11 protein-coding genes are annotated in these 16339 nt (G+C 34.7%); 6 read left to right on the forward strand and 5 right to left on the reverse strand.

Features of this window, described 5'->3' with window-relative positions:
- Positions 1 to 442: 442 nt before the first annotated feature.
- Positions 443 to 6016: an alpha-2-macroglobulin family protein gene (locus C8N41_RS04000; protein ID WP_115838301.1), complete on the reverse strand. Its 5574-nt coding sequence runs from the start codon at positions 6014 to 6016 to the stop codon at positions 443 to 445.
- A 433-nt stretch (positions 6017 to 6449) separates the two neighbouring features.
- On the opposite strand from C8N41_RS04000, the gene amaB reads away from it, so the two are divergent.
- From amaB to C8N41_RS04015, 3 genes are all read left to right on the forward strand, one after another.
- Positions 6450 to 8003 (forward strand): L-piperidine-6-carboxylate dehydrogenase, encoded by a 1554-nt coding sequence (gene amaB / locus C8N41_RS04005; protein ID WP_115838302.1) that lies wholly within the window; start codon positions 6450 to 6452, stop codon positions 8001 to 8003.
- A gap of 123 nt (positions 8004 to 8126) precedes the next feature.
- Entirely contained in the window at positions 8127 to 8822 is a 696-nt protein-coding gene (locus C8N41_RS04010) for a carboxypeptidase-like regulatory domain-containing protein (RefSeq protein WP_147298925.1), read from the forward strand.
- Positions 8800 to 9501, forward strand: coding sequence for a porin family protein (locus C8N41_RS04015; RefSeq protein ID WP_147298926.1), 702 nt, complete (start codon positions 8800 to 8802; stop codon positions 9499 to 9501). Before C8N41_RS04010 ends, C8N41_RS04015 begins: the two co-directional genes overlap by 23 nt.
- A 392-nt stretch (positions 9502 to 9893) precedes the next feature.
- On the opposite strand, the gene C8N41_RS04020 is transcribed toward C8N41_RS04015, so the two are convergent.
- From C8N41_RS04020 to C8N41_RS04035, 4 genes are all read right to left on the reverse strand, one after another.
- On the reverse strand, positions 9894 to 11027 hold the full coding sequence (locus C8N41_RS04020) for an ATP-binding protein (RefSeq protein WP_092445545.1): 1134 nt from the start codon (positions 11025 to 11027) through the stop codon (positions 9894 to 9896).
- 56 nt (positions 11028 to 11083) lie between these two features.
- On the reverse strand, positions 11084 to 11686 hold the full coding sequence (locus tag C8N41_RS04025) for an HD domain-containing protein (protein ID WP_249033237.1): 603 nt from the start codon (positions 11684 to 11686) through the stop codon (positions 11084 to 11086).
- A complete protein-coding gene (locus C8N41_RS04030) occupies positions 11683 to 12435 on the reverse strand; it encodes an SDR family NAD(P)-dependent oxidoreductase (protein WP_092445543.1) in 753 nt (250 codons plus the stop codon). Before C8N41_RS04030 ends, C8N41_RS04025 begins: the two co-directional genes overlap by 4 nt.
- 95 nt (positions 12436 to 12530) lie before the next feature.
- Entirely contained in the window at positions 12531 to 13394 is an 864-nt protein-coding gene (locus C8N41_RS04035; protein ID WP_249033238.1) for an aldo/keto reductase, read from the reverse strand.
- A 104-nt stretch (positions 13395 to 13498) separates the two neighbouring features.
- Here C8N41_RS04035 and C8N41_RS04040 point away from each other — a divergent pair, with 104 nt between their 5' ends.
- From C8N41_RS04040 to C8N41_RS04050, 3 genes are all read left to right on the forward strand, one after another.
- The gene (locus tag C8N41_RS04040) at positions 13499 to 14065 is read left to right on the forward strand and encodes a DUF4382 domain-containing protein (RefSeq protein ID WP_170137085.1); all 567 of its coding nucleotides are present in this window, start codon (positions 13499 to 13501) and stop codon (positions 14063 to 14065) included.
- A gap of 191 nt (positions 14066 to 14256) precedes the next feature.
- Positions 14257 to 15258 carry an AAA family ATPase gene (locus C8N41_RS04045; RefSeq protein WP_115838307.1) on the forward strand — a complete coding sequence of 334 codons (1002 nt, stop codon included), beginning with the start codon at positions 14257 to 14259 and terminating at the stop codon, positions 15256 to 15258.
- 96 nt (positions 15259 to 15354) lie between these two features.
- Positions 15355 to 16221 carry a DUF58 domain-containing protein gene (locus C8N41_RS04050; protein WP_092445534.1) on the forward strand — a complete coding sequence of 289 codons (867 nt, stop codon included), beginning with the start codon at positions 15355 to 15357 and terminating at the stop codon, positions 16219 to 16221.
- The last annotated feature ends 118 nt before the right edge of the window (positions 16222 to 16339 follow it).

Here is a 16339-nt window from a genome sequence, read left to right on the forward strand (position 1 = left end):
TGCACTTCACTTTGTTATAAAAATAAACCATAGCTATGGCTATGCTTGATTTTGATGCCTCGTTTATTACAAAAAATTTACATTTTATACTTCAAATAAATTCAAAGCCTAAATAGTATTTTAGGATTCTTGTCTGTCGACCGACAAGTTTTAGTTTATGCTGAACTAGTTTCAGTAGTTTTTAGTCTTTATATTGTTGTCATTCCGAGTGAATTTTAAGATTTTTTTAGCTTGAAATTTGTATCGAGAAACATTTTAATTTGTATGGTTCTAGATACAATTCTGACGAAAAAGTCAGAATCACTCGAACTGACGAGAGTTGTGATGACTTATCCTGCAAGGTCTTTTTTCGACCTTGTAGGTATTATTATTATTATTATTATTATTATTATTTAGGTTAATTAAGACCTACAGGGTTTTTGAAACCTTGCAGGTCTCTGCGTTATTTCTCTACAGTGATCCATTTGCCTTTATTGCGAACCAAATAATCATTATCATACATGGCTTCAGCTTGAGAGCCTGGTAAATAATAGGTGCCTAAATAGGAAGCATTTAATAAAACAGTAAAGGTTTTGGTGCCATATTTCCCTTTTGGATTCATATCAAAATAGAAATTCACACGATCATCTCTAATGTCGGTATATCTCGCCTGGCTCACAGTAGTATCGCCAAAAGCGGTAAATCTGGTGTTTACGATATCCCAACCTGAAGGGAAAATCTGCGTTAACGCTACATCGTGTACATAATCATTGGTTAAATTTGAAATACTTACTGTCGCTACAAAATCTTGCCCTTGTTGTAGTGTTTTAACATCAATTTTGTTGCCTTGTAAATCTTTGTATACTGTTGAAATAGTAAAGCCACGTTGTTCTGCTAATTCTTCGCCTAATTTTAATTTGCCAGAGTTTAAAATGCGTACATAAACTAAATTATCTTTGGCGTTGTTAATCGTAATTTGATTGCTGCCATCAGTAATAGGGATACTGCGTTGCGCAATGGCATTTTTAGTATCTATAGTTTCTGATTTACCATTTATACTGTAGGAAAGTTTTAAATCTTTTCCTCCATTTTTAATCACCATTTTCCCCATCGCTAATAAACTGTAGGCTGTGGTTTGCGTACTCATCCAGCTGTCACTCGATAAATCTTTAGCAATAGATTTTGCTAAGTCTTTAGCTTTTGGATTGCCAGTGATAATCATGGTTTCTAAAGCCATAGCTCTATTTCTATCCACTGAACCATAAGTGTAATAGTTAGATTTTGGTGGCTGAAAATTAATATTAGCCGTTTTTGAAATGGCATCACTCGCTTCTTTCTGTCCAGCTAAAGCATAGGCTGCTGCTAATCTCCATTTGGCTTCGTTTGAAATTTCTTCAAACTCACGCAATCTATTCATGCTTGCTAAATCTGGACTTCCAGCTAAAGCCAAGGTATATAAACGGTACGCTTGTGCTAAATCGGAATGATAGATTTTATAACTCGGTCTCCAGTTTCGTGACGCTTGTTGTTGGTAAGCTATCCAATTGCTTTTAAACGTTAATGGTAAAACGAAGCCTTTCTTCTCCGCTTCAATCATAAAGTGGCCAGCATAACTGGTGTTCCAATCATTGGCCGTACTTTCTCCCATCCAATAACTCATGCCTCCATTGGCTTTTTGGAAATTCCCTAAACGTTTGATGCCACTTTCAATATTACTTTGAACTTCTTTTTTCTTTTGAGTCGTTAAGTCAAAGATATCAGCTAAGAATAATTGCGGAAATACACTAGATGTGGTTTGTTCTAAACACCCATGAGGATAACGAACCAAATATTGCAATCTCCCTGTGAAATCCATTGGTGGTAAGGTTGAAAATTCTACCGTAGCCGAATTTGTTCCTGCAACTCCAAAGGTAGTCACGTCGATGTTTTTAGTGGCATTGGCTTCTAATTCATAATCCATAACACGCGATGTAAATGGATTAGGGTTTTCCACGTCAATTTCAACTTTATAGGTTGATTTTTCGCCGTATCCTGTCGCAATAACTTCAACGGTATTGATGCCTTTTGCTTTGGTGACATCCAATTCAAAATAGACCATTTTTTCATCTGGCTTATCAAATGAAAGGGATTGTGTCGCGTTTCCTTTTGCACTAATACCATCACTTAATTTTAAGGATAGATTGACGTTTTTAACCTTGTCTTCCATAGCAAAAACGGTTACAGGTAATGTCACTTTTTCACCAGGACTTAATTTACGTGGTAAAGTGGCTAAAACCATTAAAGGTTGTTTCACCTGAACAGACTTATCAACGCTTCCATAAGCTTCTGTGGCGTTGTTTCCTGCCACAACCATAGCTCTTACTGCACCAATATAATTTGGCATTTTAAGTTGATGTGTTTTCGTTTGACCTTTATCTAAAAGGAAAGGGCCCAAATACGTCACTACAGGTTTAAAACGGTTGGCTTTTTTGTTTTTTCCAGCAGCCGCACTGCCATCACCACCAATGGCAAACACTTGATCAATACTACCGGAATAAGCACCAATAACATCATCAAAAATATCCCAGGTTTTCACGCCTAATGCTTCACGTGCATAGAAACTATCCCAAGCATTTGGTGTTTTAAATCGGGTTAGATCTAGAAGGCCTTCTTCCACCACAGCAATGGTATAGGTCATGGCCTTGTTGTTTCTTTCAGATACTTTTATCTCGTAAGATTGCTCAGGTCTAATAACATCTGGCATCTTAATTTGAGGTTCTAATTTGGTTGCAGGATCTTCTACCATCATCGGAATGACGCCATACAAACGAATCGGTAAATCGTTAGATGTTATGGCATGTGGTTGCAATAATGAAATGTTGATAAAGACGTTTGGTGCCATTTCTGAAGTTACAGGAATGTCGATAGTCGTTTCACCTGGTTTCGTTTTTACCCATTGCTGTTGCAATACTTCCGAACCATTTTCTAAACTGACTAAAGCTCTGCCTTCTGAACCTGAAGGGAAGGTTAATTTAGCAGTTTCTCCAACATTATAATTTTCTTTATCGGTTGAAAACACTAACATTTTAGCCGCTTCCTTATCGTTTGAAGGATTTGAAGACCACCAGTTTTTATAGAAATACGCCGTTCTTCCTGTGGCATGCCCGCTAACAGGATCTACAACTCTAATTAAGTAACGTCCGCGTTCGTCTTCTGGAATTTTCAATTTGAAATTCGCTTTACCGTTAGCATCTGTATTGACTAAAAAGGACTGCACTGGTCTGTGGTAATTGCTCGATACGTAGCTCGATAGATTGTCGTAAGAGGAATTCCACCACCAACGCCATTCGACTTTGTAAACTTTGACTTCTAATTTCTCTCTTTTCATAGGTTTCCCTTCAGCTGTTACGGTTGCCACATCGAAGCTGTGATTTTCATCTGTAAAATAGGAACCGTAGTTATTGCCTTTTGGTGATTGTAATCCAACAAAACTCTCGTAAGGTGCATAAGGCATGGTAAAGGCATCGAGTGAAAAATCACCGCCATTTTCAAAAGCTCTTACTAGGAATTGAGCCGTTAACATACCTGGGGCATTTTTACCAATATTCAATTTTGAATTGATAGTTGCATTTCCGTCTGCGTCTAAATTACCTTCAAACACATTGGTTTCTTCAGAATTAAATGTGCGTGTAGGATCGTTAAAAACGTAATCTTTATAGCCTTTAAAATTGGTATATGTTGATGTGAATTTAGCTTTTATTTCAGCTTTTAAATTCTTCGCTGGTGCACCATGTAACCACGTGACGTTTAAGTCGCCTTGAAGTGGTTTGTTATTGGTTAGGATTTCGTCTTCAAAATCGATTTTAATTTTTAATCGGTTTGGTTTTACGGTTTCAATTTTTAAGCCTTTTGAAAATGTAGCACCACCAACAGAAACTTTCGCGTTATAGTTTCCGGTTTTGTAATCGGTTGAGGTTGGTACAATGAAATCATAGAAATTATTAAGGTTGTCCGTAGATATTTTTCTATAAACCAATTTTTCAACAGGATCTGTGATTTCTAATTTTACAGGATGACGCTTTGGTAGTTTATTCGCAACGTCATTCAACATAAAGGTTAAAAACAAACTGTCTCCAGGTCGCCAAACGCCACGTTCTGCGTAAATGTACCCTTTAAGTCCGCGTTGTAATCGGTTACCAGACACATCGAATTTACTCAATGATAAAGACATGCCATCGTGTAATTTAATATAGCTCACGTTGCTCCCTTTAATTGCAATGGCAAAAGCAGCTCTGTGTTTAGCGTCGATTTTTAGCATGCCTTCTTTATTGGTAATGCCATCGGCTAATTCTTGTTGTTGGTAATTGTATAAGGTGATTTTTGTAGCGCTTTCCGGGCTTGTCGTTAAAATATTAGTCACCGCAAATACATACGTGTTATCGGCACCTTGCTTCGCAATTATACCAAGATCTGAACTGATTAAATTCTGAGATACCACACGATTGCCGTAGTTAAAATAAGATTCGGTACATGGATTGTCCCTATCTCTCCAACGGTAATTGGTATTTCTGTAGCTATAGGTTAAATTGTCCCAATAGCGTTCTTCGCGTAAGTCTTCTTCTTCCTCAGTACTTTCCTCAGAAACGTAGTCATCTTCCTCGTAATAATCGTCGTAGTAATCATCTTCATCAATAGTTGTTGTTTCAGCGTTTGACGTACAATCGTAAAGCGAATACTCCTTTTTAAAACTTAATTCTACTCTATAGATAGCACCAGGATCTGCTTTTAAATATTTAGATAAATCGATGCTGTAGGCTTTCCATTTGCCGGTGTTTTGATGTTCTTCTTGAATTAAGGTGATGGTTTCTTTGGCGATACGTCGTCCTACTTTTTTAATGGCATATTGGTCATTGCTATTGAGGTCGTAATCTTGTAAAAATTGAAGGACGTTATTTTCAAATATTTTAATGATTCTCACATCGATTTTACTCAAGTTAACCGCTTCAAAATTGAATTTTAATTCTTTTGAATTTGGAAGAATACTTCCGTTACTGATAAGTCTTACTTCAGGTTTTAATTCTTCAAAGGTTACCAGTTCTGAAAACGGCTTTTTTAATTTGAAACCATCGGTATTTTTAATGCCTGTAAAGACATCAACCTGAATATCTCCAACCAATTTAGAATCTGGATACACACGCAACACATTGCCATCAACAATATATTTAGGGTTTTTAACGCCCTGAAGTGACACTAAGCCTGCGAAATTTTGCTGCTTCACTAAAGGATCTGAAAAGTTAAGGGATAAGAATTGCTCAGGACTTTGAACAACCTCCGTATTCACAATGGTAAAGTTATTTTTGCCTGGAATAGTAATAAAATTTTCACCTTTATTTTCCGCTTTTATGGCAGATCCATCCCATGCGATATCAATTTTACTGTCCTCAACTAAACGGTTGATGCTATCTATTTTAAACTCGAAGAATTTTGAAGTTTCAGCAGCGTCATTCCACACTAATTGTAATGATTTTGAATTCTGAGAAGCAGACACTAATTTTTTAGCTTCGGCAAGTGAAATTACATCAGCCGATCGTAATTGCGCAAACATATACTGCCATTCTTTACTATAGGATTGTAGGTTTTGGGTGGTGATATTAAAACTTGGTGTGATGGTTTTGAATTGAAACGTATATTCTTCAAATGTTTTCGGAACGTTCTTATAAATGTTATTTAACTTAACATTTACAGTGTACTCTGTGGCAGGTTCTAAATGTTCATCTGGTGTGAAAAGTAAGGTGTGATTGTTCATGGCTTTTAATTGGCCTTGAACGTGAGGTGTTATTTTGACAAGTTCTGTTGGTAGGGTTTTATCGATTTCCCATCCGTTAACCGTATCTGAAAGACTAACTTTTATAGGATCGGCAACGGACACTAAACCTGAGGTGGTATAACTGATGTAATCTCGGTACTTAAAAATATTATCAGTTTCTACAGGTGTTTTTTTACATGACACAACAAAAACGAGAATTAAGAGTAGGAGGAGGTGCTTTTTGATGTTCATGATGATGGATTTTAGTTTAAATTGTGATTAAAACAAGAGTAAGTACATTCTTGTTAAATAAGTACGGCAATTTTAAAACGTTTAGACTTTAGGTTATTGTTAAATTGTTCTTAAAGTTAAGAATTGTTAGTGAATGAGTTAATAAGATTGAGATTTTTTTACTAAAGACAACACGATATTTTTAGTGTGCTTTCTGATAAAATATGGATTCACTTTTTGTTCTTACGTGGATTCTAAAAAAATAAATTCTGTGCTAAATCTAATGAATTAAGATGACTATGTTGCAGTTTTTTATTTTTAGCTTTAAGACTTCCCATAGTTAGGAAAGATAAGAGTTCATCCTAACTAATTTAAGGAAGCCAAGCTGCGACTAACTAACAATTTATTAGTAACTTCGCATAAAATTTTAATAATTCATAAAAATTAAGCAAATATGGAAGCCGTAGCTACCGATTTCGGAATAAAAGAAGCCCTAGAACAATTAGGCGTTAAAGATATAAATGAAGGGTCTTCTACAGGATCTAACAATTTTTCTAATGGAGAGATTATTGAATCGTATTCGCCAGTAGATGGTAAATTAATAGGAAAAGTTAAAACGACCACAAGAGAAGATTACGATAAAGTAATGAATGCAGCGACTAGCGCATTTAAAACGTGGAGAGATGTACCAGCACCACAACGTGGCGAAATTGTACGTCAGTTTGGAAATAAACTAAGAGAACTAAAAGAACCGTTAGGGAAATTAGTCTCTTACGAAATGGGAAAATCTTTACAAGAAGGTTACGGTGAGGTTCAAGAAATGATTGATATCTGTGATTTTGCTGTGGGATTATCACGTCAATTAAACGGACAAACGATTCCTTCAGAGCGTCCCGGTCACGTGATGAGAGAACAATGGCACCCTATTGGTGTAGTTGGTATTATCTCAGCATTTAACTTTCCGGTAGCTGTTTGGGCTTGGAACACTGCTTTAGCTTGGATTTGTGGTGATGTGTGTGTGTGGAAAGCCTCTGAAAAATCATTATTATGTTCTGTGGCTTGCCAAAATATTATAGCAGGAATTTTAAAAGAGAATAATATGCCAGAAGGTATTTCTTGTATCATTAATGGAGACTATAGAGTCGGTGAGTTTATGACTACCGATGCTAGAATTCCATTAGTATCTGCTACAGGTTCTACAAGAATGGGACGTATTGTTGGTAAAACAGTAGCTGAACGTTTTGGAAAATCGTTATTAGAATTAGGAGGAAATAACGCCATTATTATTACACCAACTGCTGATTTAAAAGTGGTGGTACCTGGTGCTGTATTTGGTGCTGTGGGTACTTGTGGGCAACGTTGTACTTCTACACGTCGTTTAATTATTCACGAGTCGGTTTACGATAAAGTACGTGATGCCATTGTTGGTGCTTACGGACAGATTAAGATTGGTAATCCGTTAGATGAAAATAATCACGTTGGACCATTAATCGATAAAGATTCAGTTGAAACCTATTTAGCGGCTATTGAAAAAGCGAAATCTGAAGGCGGAAACGTTTTAGTTGAAGGTGGAGTTTTAGAAGGTGAAGGTTACGAAAGTGGTTGCTACGTAAAACCAGCAATTATTGAAGCTGAAAATCATTTTGAAATCGTTCAACATGAAACATTTGCTCCAATATTATACTTAATGAAATATTCTGGAGACGTAGAAAATGCTATTGAAAAGCAAAATGGTGTGGCTCAAGGATTGTCATCAGCCATTATGACTAATGAGATGAAAGAAGCAGAGAAGTTTTTATCGTATGCTGGTTCTGACTGTGGTATTGCTAACGTTAATATTGGAACATCTGGTGCTGAAATTGGTGGAGCATTCGGTGGTGAAAAAGAAACAGGAGGAGGACGTGAGTCTGGCTCAGATGCTTGGAAAGTCTACATGAGAAGACAAACCAATACGGTAAATTATTCTGATGAATTACCATTAGCACAAGGGATTAAGTTTGATCTTTAAGCTAAGGTTAAATTTTTAAATATTTTAAAGCCATATCGAAAGATGTGGCTTTTTTTTTAACATTGTAGTACGCAACCTTTTCTTACAAATGGCATCTATTATGTAACCGATCTATTTCAACATATGAAACTTTTATTTAAATTCTTCTTAATACCGTGTTTTTTAATGACGGTCTTAGGTTGTGAAGTTCAACTAGAAGACAATACCAGGATTTTAGTAGAAGGAACGGTTGAGGATCAGAATAATATCCCTGTCCCAGAGGCAAAAGTAACTGTGCTTACCAGAAGAGGAAATTTTAGTGGAGGAGAAAATTCATATGTATTAGGGGAAGGTTTCAGTGCTTCTGATGGGAGCTTTTCTATTATATCCTTTTTTGATAAAGACGAAGACTTTGCTATAGAAGTGGGTTTAGATGACGCTTATACGACCTATGTTTATAAAACTAATACGCTCAATTTTACTCCTTTAGATTTAACTTTTAATCTCGAAACTGTTAGGTTGAAAAAGTTAGCCAATTTTAACTTTAATATTATAAGAACGAGTGGTGAATTTAATACCATAACCTATAGTATAAATTATGTTGAAGGTTTTTGTTTAGAGTATTATGAAGGAACCACCCTCAATAACTATCAAAGTAGTTGTTTCGAAGAGCGATCTATAAGTCAAACTTTAAATGATAACAATCCTGATGATCAATGGCAATTGCAAGTCCCACTAGGTGAGGTTGTAGCGTTTACTTACACCATAAATGAACAACCAGAGATAACAGAGTATATTATTATAAATGATGAAAATTATGACTTTACGTTCAATTATTAAAGCCATATGGTTCATTGGTTTAGGCTTGTGTTGTTCGTTGGGTTTTGCTCAAGAAAAACAACCAGAAGGGGTTACTGAAGACACCAAAAGTTCGTTTTTCAATTCACAAGAGCGTCAGCGTTTTTTTGCATTTATGATTGGTGGCCATAAGCCTTTTACAAGTGGTGATAATTTTATGGGAGAAGGCTTAGAAGGCAAATCTGGAATAGACTTTAAGGTTCAAATGTATATCTATAAACATTTATTTGTCGGGCTAGCAACATCTGCAAGCTATTTTAATGTTACAAACCAAGAACGCTTAGGTAATTATAGAAAATCAAGAATAGCAGAGAATTACGTTTATGTTGGTTATGAGTTTTTCCCCACGGATCAGTTGCGGTTAGGACTTGATATCTCTGTAGATAGCGATTTAGATTATAAAAATCACGGCTTTAGCAATTCTAATATTGCAGAACAACATGATTCAGGTAAATTAAATCGTTATGGTTTGTATCTTCAGTATGAATTGACAAAGCACTTTATGATATATATTGATTATAGCTATAATGTGAGTAAAATGGATATAATGGTACCTTCAGAATTAGATAATTTTTTTAGTAAAGGCACTTACCATAAGGTAGGTTTAGGACTTACTTTTTCTATAGGTAGTCGCGATTTAATCTCTCGTTTTGTAGACTAATAGGCGTAAAATTATACTATCTAACCTATAAATGGAAATAGTGATTAAAGCGCTTTTTTACAAGTTGGAATGCTTTTGTCACTTTTGTTCGATAAGTATGAAGATGTTATTTTAATGGAAGGCAGATTTCACCAAATATTTTATGATAATACCTCGAAACCTAGAGCATTTAATATGAGGGATAAAAAAAACCTTGTTTCAATATAGAGCTTTTGGCTTTAGAGAAACAAGGTTTATAATTGATTAATAGCATTACAAATATGACTAATATTTTCTGTGGTTGGCAAAATATATGATGAATGGTAGAAAAAAATGTATAATCAGTATCGTTTTGATATTTCATTCGATAAGATGCTAAAAAAAAGGTCGAAAATCGTATTAATTACGACGAACTAACTATATTTTACTTTTCTTAATATACGCATGGTTTCTTTATAAGAATAGTAGAATTCTCTATTGTAACTCTTTAGGTAAGGCTTTATGATTTCTAATTTTATCAAGGCATCCGAAAATCCATTGAGGTAACAGATGAGGTAACTTGCAGCTAAATTCCTAACATCTTTTGTTTCGTGTACGGTTAGTTCTTGTTTTTTTTCAAGCTTTTTTAAAATAGCGTTATTGGCATTATATATATGGTGTAAAACCTTTTTATCAAATTGTGGAGGTTCAAAAAGAAGATTAACTTCTATAGAATAGTTGGCATTATCTTCAAAGTGAATGATCTTTTCTTCAAGCTTATAGTATTTATAAGATTGATGTAGACCAAGCCTCACATATTCTACAATCTTAAAGGTGTCTTCGGTAAATGCAATAGAAACTTCATCTAAAGCCGAATAAAATAAACGTACTTGCTCGTTAATTAATTCGATATCCACTCTAGAAAAGAAGATTTCATTCTTTACCTGTTTTTTTACACCAGACCAACATAACACAAAATATTCTTTAAAGACTTTGTATTGTGGATTAAAATCTTGACGCTTATTCATAAAATCAAAAACACCGTCAAGTGTTAATTCGATACTATTTTGGGCATTATTTTCTATGGCTGTTACGATTTCAGAATTGACATCTTTAATTTCAATATCAAAAACCTTGGGCATGCTAATGCTACCATCTCTAAAAAACACGGATCCACCATAATATTTCCATATATTTTTTCTGAGGGATGTAATCTCATCATTAGGTCTTATGGTTACTAATCCTACAACTTTATCGTCTGGTAAATGAGGAAAAGGAATGTTTTCGTATTGTACAATCGGTGGGTTGTTGAGATAGGCATTAATAAGATTCTGAATTTTACTGTCATCAAAAAAATCGACACCAATAATCCTATTATCTTCATCCTCTACGCCAATAACAATGAATGAATTGTTTTTAGGGTTGCTATTAGATAGTGCACATACATGCTTTAAGAACTTGGCTTTTCCTTCTTTCTGACTAATATTTATTTTTCGCTTTTTGTCATAAAAACTGTTCTCATCGTTGTGAGCAAGTAAGTGCTTTATGAGAAGTCTTTTGTTAATCATGTTTATAACTCTACGTACTGTGATTACATGGATTATAGCGTATTTATTTCCCTCATTTAATTGTTACGAGCTTGTTTTTCAAATTGAGTTTTAAATCTTTCAGTAAAATATAACGTATCTCTTTCAAGGAAATGTTTTAAGATTTTTTTTCGTCCAGGTTTGTAAATAATATCTGGGTAGATTTTATATTCTTTCCTAATCTTTTGAAGATACGTGCTATAGGTTTTCCAGTCAGTGCCTAAAATTGATAAATCTAAATCCAATAAATACGCATTATCATTGTTTTCAGTAAGAAGGCATTTGTGTTTTTTGGTTGATATGATGAGATTTGTAATCTTTTCAATATTGAACACATCGGTTGGTAGTTTATTTAAAGCTTTAGCAGCAAAGTCTGCGCTTAGGGTTTCATTATCTATGTTAGTGGATTTGTAGATAATATCATGAAACCATATCGCTAATTTTAAGCTTTCTAAATCTTCAATTTCATTGGTAAAGCCTTCTAATTGAAGACACATAGTATAAATATGAGACAGATTGTGGTAATGTCTGTTTTTAGAAGTATATTTTGATACAATCGTGGTCCATAATGTATCCATTAAAGCAGTATCAGCATAATCTGAAATTAAATCCTGCCAATAATGCTTTAACCAAAGTTTCATATATCTTTTTTTACTATCGTAGAACTAGCTTGAGCCGTACAAAACATCAACACATCGGCAATATTCACATGCGCTGGTCTAGAGATTGCAAAATAAATGACTTCCGCAACGTCTTCTGCTTGCAAAGCTTTGTAACCTTTATATACCTGGTCGGCAGCAGAAGCACCTTTGAACCTAACCTCAGAAAACTCCGTTTCTACTAGGCCAGGATTAACAGCTCCAACTTTAATACCAAAAGGATTTAAATCAATTCTCATGCCTTCCGTTATTGCTAAAACCGCATGTTTGCTGCCACAGTAAACGTTCCCATTAGGGTATACTTCTTTTCCTGCAGAAGATCCTATGTTAATAATGTGTCCGGATTTGCGCTCGGTCATGCCTGGTATAATTGCTTTGCTAACATAGAGCAATCCTTTTACATTAATGTCCATCATAGCATCCCAATCATCTAAATTTCCAGTTTGGATAGGATCTAAGCCATGTGCATTTCCTGCGTTGTTGATTAAGATATCTATATTTTGAAATGCTTTTGGTAACGAAGCAATAGCCTTTAAAGTTTGATCTCTATCTCGGACATCAAAATTTAAAGTATAAACGTCAGTAAGTTTAGAAAGTTCGGTTTGAATACTATCTAAACGGTCTTGTCGACGTCCACATAAAATTAAGTGGATGCCGTGTTGAGCAAATTCGCGAGCCGTTGCTCTACCAATTCCGCTAGTTGCACCTGTAATTAATGCTGTTTTAGCCATAATCGTTAATGGTTCTTGTAAGGATAGAATCTTTTTTATTAATGTATTGTTTTTTAGTTTTAAAATCGCAATATTTTAGCCTTTATTATAATTTCTTAAGGAACCTCGTGTCCTTGTGAGGCCTTTAAAATAAAAAACCAATCCTCCAGATCTATGTTAATCTTTGTGGCTTCAACGGCAAGTTTTAAGCGTTCTTGTGTTGTAGTGCCAACCACAGGATGAATTTGAGATGGATGTTTCATAACCCAAGCCAGTAACAACTGATCTTCTGTGGCGTTATATTTATCCATTAAGGCACCAAGTTGTTTACGGATGCGTCTCGTTTGTTCATTATCATCTTTAAAAACCGAACCTAAAGGGGACCAAGCCATTGGTTTTATACCAGAAGCGTGCATGAAATCTAAAGTGCCATTATACATGGCAGTGTGTTCAGTTAATGAAAATTCTATTTGATTGACATCAATATCCATACGCAAACCAATCATGTCCATCTGAGATGGTGTAAAATTAGAAACACCAAACGCTTTAATTTTTCCGTCTTTTTTTAAAATGGTAATCGCTTCAGCAATTTCTTCAGCATGCATTAAAGGACTAGGTCTGTGTAGTAACAATAGATCCAGATAATCTGTTTGAAGATGTTTTAAGGAATCTTCAGCAGCACATATAATATAATCTTTGCTGTAATTATAATGTTTAAGCTTGGCGGTTCTGTTCTCACAAGGCATTTGAATACCGCATTTTGAAATGAGCTGAATGTCTTCTCGTTTAATGCTAGAGCTTGCAAGTGCTTTGCCAAATTCGGCTTCAGTAGTATAAGCACCATAAATATCAGCGTGATCAAAAGTAGTAATACGGTTAGAAACACAGAAGTTGATCAAGGCTTCCATCTCTATGTTTGAGAGCTGTTTTCCCCAGCTTCCCCAGGTCATTGTACCTGCAATTAATCGAGAATATTTCACTTAATTTTCAGTTTATATGGGTTTTTATGCAATTCATGCATAAAAATACTCAAAACATACCATATGAAGTATCATTGTCCTGTAATTATTCAATACCCCAAATCATGAAGCATTTACATACATTAAAAGTTTTAGTTTTTACGTTTATCATTTTAACGAGCACAATGAGTTGTTCTAAAGAGGATACGGATAATGGTAATACATCAATAGCTGCAGTTTCGGTAAGCTTAAAAAGTACCACTGAAGATAGTAACAAGGTTTACTTAGATATTGCAGATGTGCAAATCAGAGTAAAAGAAGGTACGGCTAATGATTGGGTTAGTCTAGAGGCTATTAATACTGGTGCGCAGAATATCAGCGCGCTAAATAATGATACTCAATTGCAGTTGGTAGATTTTGTAGAAATTGAATCTGCTTACGTTTATGAGATTAGAATTGTTTTAGGAGATAACAATTTTATGGATATTAACCAGACTTTAGTAAGTTTAGATGTTACTGATAAAGGTAGTGATACACCTTCTAACTTAGTGCATACAGCGTTTGAAGCAAATCATATTTACGACATTGTATTAGACCTTAATCTCGATGAATCTATTAGCTATAATGCGTCGGATAATATGATGGTATTAAATCCTAAATTGTATACAGAGATAAGACAAATTGAATATTAATTATCCTAATCCATGATTGATACTTATAAAAGAGTAATACTTAGGTGTTACTCTTTCTTTTTTTAACCAATTGTTAACAGCAACTAACGAAAAATTTTAACATTTTGCATCCTCTAAAAATTACACTACCATTTATGGGATAGATTTCCTAAAATGGTACAAACATAGTTATGTTCTTAAACCCTTAAATAATGGAAGAAACGAGTACAGTTGATATTAAGTCAATTAACGAAAAGATAGAAAGAGAAAGTGCATTTGTAGATTTACTAACCTTTGAAATGAATAAGGTGATCGTTGGACAAAAGCATATGGTAGAACGATTACTCATCGGTTTATTAGGTCAAGGTCATATTTTGTTAGAAGGTGTGCCAGGTTTAGCAAAAACATTGGCAATTAATACACTTTCAAAAGCTATCGATGCCACATTTAGTAGAATTCAGTTTACACCAGATTTATTACCTGCAGATGTCGTTGGTACTTTAATATTTAATATGAAGGAAAATGACTTCACCATTAAAAAAGGACCCATTTTTGCAAATTTTGTTTTGGCAGATGAGATAAACAGAGCACCAGCAAAAGTGCAATCTGCTTTACTTGAAGCCATGCAAGAAAAACAAGTTACTATTGGAGACGAAACCTTTCGTTTAGATAAACCATTTTTAGTAATGGCTACAATGAATCCGGTAGAACAAGAAGGAACATACCCATTGCCAGAAGCACAAGTGGATCGTTTTATGCTAAAAACGGTTATCGATTATCCAACTATAGATGATGAGCAACAAATTGTAAGAGCCAATTTAAAAGGAGCATACGAAAAAGTAAATCCTGTGGTGTCTATAGCTCAAATCTTAAGTGCTCAAAAGGCTGTGAAGGAGGTTTATATGGATGAGAAAATCGAGAAGTATATTCTAGATATTATTTTCGCTACGCGTTACCCTGAAAAATATAAATTAGGAGATTTAAAACCTTTAATTTCTTTTGGTGCGTCTCCTCGTGGAAGTATCAACCTAGCTACGTCTGCTAAATGTTATGCTTTTATTAAGCGAAGAGGATATGTAATACCAGAAGATGTACGTGCGGTAGTGCACGATGTGTTACGTCATAGAGTAGGAATTACATACGAAGCTGAAGCAGAAAACATTACTTCAGAAGATATCATTAACAAGATTGTAAACGAAATCGAAGTACCATAGCCTTGTCATTGCTGCGAAGGCAGGAATCTCATTATCATTTATAGAATATTTAATTTGATAGATTTCGCATGAAATGCGGAATGACAAAACAAAAAAATGGACACTAAAGAACTTCTTAAAAAAGTACGAAAAATAGAGATTAAGACACGTCGGTTGTCTGATCATATATTTGGCGGTGAATACCACTCAACCTTTAAAGGTCGTGGTATGACGTTTTCTGAAGTGCGCCAATACCAATTTGGTGACGATGTTAGAAATATAGATTGGAATGTTACTGCAAGGACCAACGAACCACATATTAAAGTATTTGAGGAAGAACGAGAACTGACCATGATGCTTATGGCAGATGTTTCTGGTAGTGAACTCTTTGGGACAAAAAATCAGTTTAAAGATGAAATTGTAACGGAAATTGCTGCTACCTTAGCATTCTCCGCCACTCAGAATAATGATAAAATAGGACTCATTTTATTCTCAGACCAAATAGAGCTCTTTATTCCGCCGAAAAAAGGACGTTCTCACGTGCTGAGAATCATTCGAGAATTATTAGAATTTCAGCCCAAAAGTAAACAGACCAATATTGCAGAAGCCTTTAAGTTTTTATCTAACGTTTTAAAAAAGAAAGCAATTGTTTTTGTGCTTTCAGATTTTGTGGCAGACAATTATAAACAAACCCTGAAAATAGCATCTGGCAGACACGATATTACAGGAATTAGAGTCTATGACCAAAGTGAAGAAGAAATTCCGAATTTAGGCATGGTACAAATGGAAGATGAAGAAACAGGCGAAACAATGCTCGTCAATACAGCTTCTAAAAAAGTGAGGCAGAATTACAGTAAATTCTATAACGAAAAAGTACACTATTTTAAAGATAGTTTTGCCAAATCTGGAGCAGGAGTCATCGATTGCCGAGTAGATGAGAGTTATGTGAAAAAATTATTAGGATACTTTAGAAGAAGAGCTTAACAAGTTCGAAGCTTAAAGTAGGAATCATGAAGAAGTAGAAAGTGTAAAGTAAGAATTGTAAAGTGAAAAGTTTAAAATATATAATCACCATATTAACTAAAAAAAAGGATGCAACAGT

Source organism: Winogradskyella sediminis, assembly GCF_003387355.1.
Taxonomy (GTDB): domain Bacteria; phylum Bacteroidota; class Bacteroidia; order Flavobacteriales; family Flavobacteriaceae; genus Winogradskyella; species Winogradskyella sediminis.